Origin of the sequence: Sphaerochaeta sp. S2, assembly GCF_016406725.1 — a bacterium.
GTDB lineage: Bacteria > Spirochaetota > Spirochaetia > Sphaerochaetales > Sphaerochaetaceae > Sphaerochaeta.
In genome coordinates, this window is record NZ_JAEKNT010000320.1 from 1 (window position 1) to 5,954 (window position 5,954).

The 5,954-nt window shown below is 42.6% G+C and carries 7 protein-coding genes; 5 read left to right on the plus strand and 2 right to left on the minus strand.

The genetic code is table 11. The features are described from left to right. From JF818_RS09275 to JF818_RS09285, 3 genes are all read left to right on the plus strand, one after another. On the plus strand, window positions 1-682 hold a 682-nt coding region (locus JF818_RS09275), incomplete at its 5' end, for a carbohydrate ABC transporter permease (protein WP_198891733.1). 35 nt (window positions 683-717) lie between these two features. Next, window positions 718-1,530 carry a carbohydrate ABC transporter permease gene (locus JF818_RS09280; protein ID WP_233067081.1) on the plus strand — a complete coding sequence of 271 codons (813 nt, stop codon included), beginning with the start codon at window positions 718-720 and terminating at the stop codon, window positions 1,528-1,530. A 19-nt stretch (window positions 1,531-1,549) separates the two neighbouring features. Beyond that, complete coding sequence (locus tag JF818_RS09285) at window positions 1,550-3,040, plus strand: alpha-N-arabinofuranosidase (RefSeq protein WP_198891735.1); 1,491 nt, start codon at window positions 1,550-1,552, stop codon at window positions 3,038-3,040. Between the two features lie 75 nt (window positions 3,041-3,115). On the opposite strand, the gene JF818_RS09290 is transcribed toward JF818_RS09285, so the two are convergent. Continuing rightward, complete coding sequence (locus JF818_RS09290) at window positions 3,116-3,598, minus strand: methylated-DNA--[protein]-cysteine S-methyltransferase (RefSeq protein WP_198891736.1); 483 nt, start codon at window positions 3,596-3,598, stop codon at window positions 3,116-3,118. A gap of 60 nt (window positions 3,599-3,658) precedes the next feature. After that, window positions 3,659-4,261 (minus strand): nitroreductase family protein, encoded by a 603-nt coding sequence (locus tag JF818_RS09295; protein ID WP_198891737.1) that lies wholly within the window; start codon window positions 4,259-4,261, stop codon window positions 3,659-3,661. 258 nt (window positions 4,262-4,519) lie between these two features. On the opposite strand from JF818_RS09295, the gene JF818_RS09300 reads away from it, so the two are divergent. Then, a complete protein-coding gene (locus JF818_RS09300; RefSeq protein WP_198891738.1) occupies window positions 4,520-4,786 on the plus strand; it encodes a hypothetical protein in 267 nt (88 codons plus the stop codon). Window positions 4,787-4,850: 64 nt separating this feature from the next. Beyond that, window positions 4,851-5,891 (plus strand): flavodoxin-dependent (E)-4-hydroxy-3-methylbut-2-enyl-diphosphate synthase, encoded by a 1,041-nt coding sequence (gene ispG, locus JF818_RS09305; protein WP_198891739.1) that lies wholly within the window; start codon window positions 4,851-4,853, stop codon window positions 5,889-5,891. Window positions 5,892-5,954: the final 63 nt, after the last annotated feature.

Here is a 5,954-nt window from a genome sequence, read left to right on the forward strand (position 1 = left end):
TCGCTATACAGTGTATACAATAGCCTTGCTTATACCAATTCCTTTGTTGCTTTCTGTATGGCTTAACAATGGAAACAAGACGGTTAACACACTATATCGTTCAATATTGTATGTGCCCACGTTGATATCTGTCGTAGTTGCAGGAACAATTATGCGCTTGTTATTTGCATCCAGCAATAAAAGCATTATAAATACTATTGCCATCGCTTTAGGAGCAGAACCACGACAGTGGCTGCTTGGGGGTCCTACTCAGGCAATGATTTTACTTCTCATTTTAGCACTCTGGCGTTGGGTAGGTGTGAATATCATCTACTTCCTCTCGGGATTGCAGGCAATTCCAGATGAACTCTATGAGGCTGCAGATATTGATGGAGCCTCCCCTTTACAAAAGCTCTGGAGAATTACCATACCATTACTAAAAAGCACGACTATCTTTGTTACCACTATCTCCATTTTTGGTGGACTGGCTATGTTTGAAGAAAGTTATATTCTATGGTCAGGGACAGCTTCACCTAACAATGTAGGCCTAACAATTGTTGGTTATTTATATAAGAAGGGATTCCAAGAGGGTGAGATGGGTATGGCCAGCTCTATTGGTATTGTGCTTCTGGTAATTGTATTCACTATTAGTATATCTTACTTGAAAATATTTGGTTTCTTTAAAACTGAGGACAAGAAATGATAAGTATAAATAAGCATCTATCTCTTAATAAATTCATGAAACATTTAGTTTTAGTAGTATTGTGCTTAGTATATATTGTTCCGCTTTATTCACTATTACTGGCAGCTTTTCGTCCTGGCAGAGATCTTCTTAGATATGGAATAACCTTAAATACTTTGATTCCAACCGGGTTGAACTTAAATACCGTTAAGGGCCTTTATACAATACGAGATGGTATATATTTCATCTGGTTTAAAAACAGTCTGTTGTTACTAGTACTACAAACTAGTTTAGCCCTGTTCTTAAGTTCATTTGTTGCATACGGTCTATCAATATATACTTTTAAAGGTAGAAAAATTGTTACAACTATGGTGATTTTCCTAATGTTGGTACCTATTCAGATACTCATTCTTCCCCTATATAAACTAATGATTACTATCAAATTAATTGATACTTTTTGGGGAGTTATTTTGCCATTAGTAGTATCACCATTTGCCATTTTTTTCTTTAAACAATTCATAGATGGTATTCCTCGTGACTTAGTTGATGCAGGTCGAGTTGATGGATTAAATGAATATGCAATTTTCTTTAAAATTGTTGTACCGATCATGCCCCCTGCCTTTTCTGCAATGGCAATATTTATGTCAATGCAGAGTTGGAATAACTTTCTCTGGCCATTGATTGTGCTGCGTGATGGCCAAAAGTTTACTTTACCCATTGGTTTAAATACTTTGCTAACACCTTACAACAGCGCTTATGACCTTCTGTTGATTGGGGCTCTGGCAGCAACACTACCAATTATCATCATATTCATATTTTTCCAACGCTATTTTATCGCTGGTCTTACCAGCGGTGGGGTAAAAGGTTGATATAACAGGAGAAACCTACGTGAAATGTACAGTACATGCTTCTAAACATTGTGTAATCGGAACAGCAGACAAGCGGTTGTTCAGTTCCTTCGTCGAGCAATTGGGTCGATGTGTATATGGAGGTATCTATGAAAAGGATCATCCACTCTCTGATGAGAATGGACTACGTACTGATGTCATGAAACTCGTCAAGGATCTTGATGTTCCCATGGTTAGATTTCCTGGTGGCAACTATGTATCCAACCATCGTTGGGAAGACTCTGTTGGCCCTATAGAAGAAAGACCAGTACGGCTTGACCTTGCCTGGAAAGCATTGGATCCCAATACATTTGGCATTAAGGAGTTTATGGATTGGTGTCAGAAAGTTGGCACGGAACCAATGATGGCACTCAACCTTGGTACCCGCGGTATTGATGAGGCAAAGGACTTGGTCGAGTACTGTAACCACCCAGGAGGTACTGCATTAAGTGAACTAAGAAAGAGTCATGGATCAGAGGCTCCTTATGATATCAAGATGTGGTGCCTTGGTAATGAAATGGATGGACCTTGGCAAGTTGGACACAAGACAGCCGAGGAGTATGGGCGTCTCGCATCAGAGGTAGGAAAGGCTTTAAAGCTCTATGATCCCAGCCTCGAGCTGGTAGCTTGTGGGTCCAGCAATAGTGATATGCCTACATTCCCCGCATGGGAAGAGACCGTACTTGAGCATACATGGGATATTGCTGACTACCTGTCGCTACATATGTACTTCAGAAATGATGAGAATGATGCAGAGACATTCCTTGCTTCAAGTAAGAGAATGGATGAATTCATAGAAACTGTCGTACATGTATGTGATTACGTGCAAGCAAAAAAACGCTCTTCAAAAACCATGTATCTCTCATTTGATGAATGGAATGTTTGGTTTCATTCCAATGAGCAGGACAAAGCAGAACCTGACTGGAAAGTTGGGAAACATCTGCTGGAAGATATATATACCTTTGAGGACGCTTTGGTGGTTGGGTGTCTACTCAACAGTTTGCTTAAACACTGTGATCGGGTGAAGGTTGCATGTCTTGCCCAGTTAGTGAATGTGATTGCACCAATCATGACCGAAGATGGGGGACCAAGTTGGGCTCAAACCATCTACTGGCCGTTCTATTATGCATCAAAGTATGGTAGGGGAGAGGTACTGGATATCAGATTGGATGTGCCAACCTATGAAAACCATCGTTATGGAGAGGTACCCTATGCAGATGCAGTGCTTATATATCATGAGGAAGAACAGGAACTTGACCTATTCGTGGTAAACAGGAGTCTGAATGAAGAACTGACTCTGAATCTTGATACGGTAGGGTTTGGGCAACAACTAAATCTTATCGAGCACATCGTTCTACACCATCCAGATTTGAAAGCTAGCAACAATATGGATAACCCAGATAGAATTAGACCTGTTCAAAATAAGGTGGAAAAGGACCAGTATCTTGCACCAAAACAATCATGGAACTTGCTAAGGTTTTCTCTTTCATAATAATTTGAATAGCCTTACAGACTTGAAACAAGCTGCTTCTAGTAATCATGACAATCGTGAATTTCACCGGTTGCGCTATTCTTGTAGGTTTCTATCCTGGTTTGCTCGTTCATGGGATAGAAGCCACTGCTTCTTATCCAATCCACCTGCATACCCTGTGAGTGATCCCTGCTTGCCGATAACCCGGTGGCAGGGAATAATAATGCTGATGGGATTCTTGTTGTTTGCCATCCCCACAGCACGTACAGCCTTAGGATTGCCGATGGCAATTGCAATATCCTGGTAACTGACCACAGTCGCATAGGGTATCGTACAAAGAGCTTCCCAAACTGTTTTCTGGAAGGCAGTACCCTGCAGTTCAAAGGGAACCGTGAATTGCTGTAATTTTCCGTTGAAGTATGCATCCAATTGTTGCATCGCCATATCAAGGACAGGACTACTTTCTTGTTCTTCTCTTATTTCTGAAATGAAGGAAACCCCCAGCAATGCATCCTGATTACTTGTAAGGTACAAGGTTCCAATGGGGCTTTCATAAGTGGTGAATGATAGGTTGCTCATAGTATAAGCGTATTGAGAATAAGGGGGAGAAGCAAGGCTCCACCCCCTTATCAGGTAAAATTACGCAATAACCCGTACCCGTTCCTCACTAGGAAGGAAATCCTTATCTCCTGGATCCTTTTCGATTGATCCAAAAGGCATTTGGGCGATCAGGGACCAGGAAGAGGGGAGGTCGAAATGTGCATGTACTTCTTCCTCAATGAGATTCCCATAGTGCTGCAAGCTGGCACCAACTCCAAGTTCAGCGAGAACCGTCCAGACAGAGAATTGTGCCATACCTGTTCCATGATGACTCCAGAGCGCGAAATTCTCGCTGTAGAGTGGCATCTGCTCCTGAAGACTACGGATGGTTGCCATCTCTTCAAAGAACATAATGGTTCCCGAAGCTGCCTTGAATCCGGCAATTTTCTCTTCCGTCTGCTTTTTCTGCTCAGGGTCGTCTATCATCGCAATAAGTTTGGAGAGGATTAGATCCCAAAGCCAATCATGCTTGTCACCATACAGGATGACTGCTCTACTCGTTTGTGAGTTGAATGCAGATGGAGCATATTTGATTACTCCACGAACAGCATCCTCCAGTGTAGATTTCATCACGGGAAGTCCTTTTCCCAGATTGTAGATTGTGCGTCTTTTTTTCATGCTATTGATAATGGTGTTTTCCATGTAAATATTCTCCTTGACCTCAATATAGTTGTTATCAATATAAATGTAAAGGCCCCTTCGCATATTCTTGTAAGATGTTTGAATTGGGTATATTCTGGGCAGACTATGATACACGACACGATTGACCAACTCACTTTCTATGCGCCGGCAATACCACATCTTCAACAAGTGGCACTGCTCGATACTGCAGGTACTTCAATTGAAGGAATGCAAGTAAAGTTCTCTCAATACATTACAGCTCCCTTTGGAGGTACCTTCATGGTACATCCTACAAAGGTGTGTGTATTGCTCACCTTGCAGGGTAGTGAGTTGCTTGTTACTACATACAGGAGAAAGGATCAGGAAGGGTCGAAGGATGAGAATGGATTCATATCCATCCCAGACAGTCAGGTTACCGATGTTATTCGATCTGAGGAAGGAACCTTTACCGTTTTTATGCCGGGAGAGCCTTTCTCCTATGGGATACAGGGAGAAGAAGGTCCCACGAAAGTAAAACATCTGCTAATTGTTCTGGATGAGAGTTGATAGGCTTTACAAATGTGTAGTAATATCGTACGAATACTATGTGTATGACTGAGAGGAGCATAGGATGACAGGAGATCAACAGGTACATATCGGAAATAGCCTTATCGGACGCGGTCTACCAGTACTTGTGCAAACGATGTATGACAGTGCAATTCCCCATGAAATAGAAGCATTGGAGGAGTTGATTCGCAGGATTGGGAAACTCAACGCAATGGGATGCGATGTTATTCGCTTCTCATACCCTTCTTCTGAGGATCATGATGCGTTTAGGTATCTTTGTGAAAAGAGTCCAATTCCCGTTGTTGCCGATATACATTTTGACTACAAACTAGCATTGGATGCACTATCATGTGGAGCACACAAGATTAGGATCAATCCAGGTAATATCGGCGCAAAATGGAAAGTTGAAGAGGTGGTGAAGAGCGCAAAGGATCAAGGCAGGGCCATTCGTATAGGCCTGAATAGTGGATCCTTACCACGTGGAAACGATTCTGCGGAAGTACTGATGACCAATACTGCTCTTGAGTACCTATCTTGGTTCGAGCAATGGGGCTTTAGCAACACCGTGGTCTCCTTAAAGGCGAGTGACACAGAGCTTACCATGAAAGCTAATCGTCTGTTTGCTTCCCAGAGTCCCTATCCACTGCATCTTGGAGTTACCGAGGCTGGGTCGGTGATATCTGCAGTTACTCGCTCTACATGGGCATTGGGGCAACTTCTCAGCGAGGGGATTGGAAACACCCTTCGTATCAGCATAACCGGTGATATTGAGAGCGAAGTACAGGCAGGTGTTGAACTGCTGAGAACCTTGGGGATGAGAAAGAAAGGCATCAGGATTGTAAGCTGCCCTCGTTGTGGCAGGCATAGTTTTGATTCCCAGGGATTTTTGGCATCCGTAGAACAAGAACTCCTCACCATTGACAAGGATCTGACCGTTGCCATCATGGGTTGTCAGGTCAATGGCCCTGGTGAAGCTAAAGCAGCCGATTTGGCCATAACTGGTCTTGGCAATAGTATATTTCTCTATGAAAAAGGGAAATTGGTGAAAAAAGTAACGCAGCAGGAAGCAAAAGCTGCTTTGTTGGAAGCGATAGAACATGCATAATACGTTGATAATCAAGGGTGCCAGGGAGCACAACCTGAAAAACATCGACCTGGAGTTGAAGAA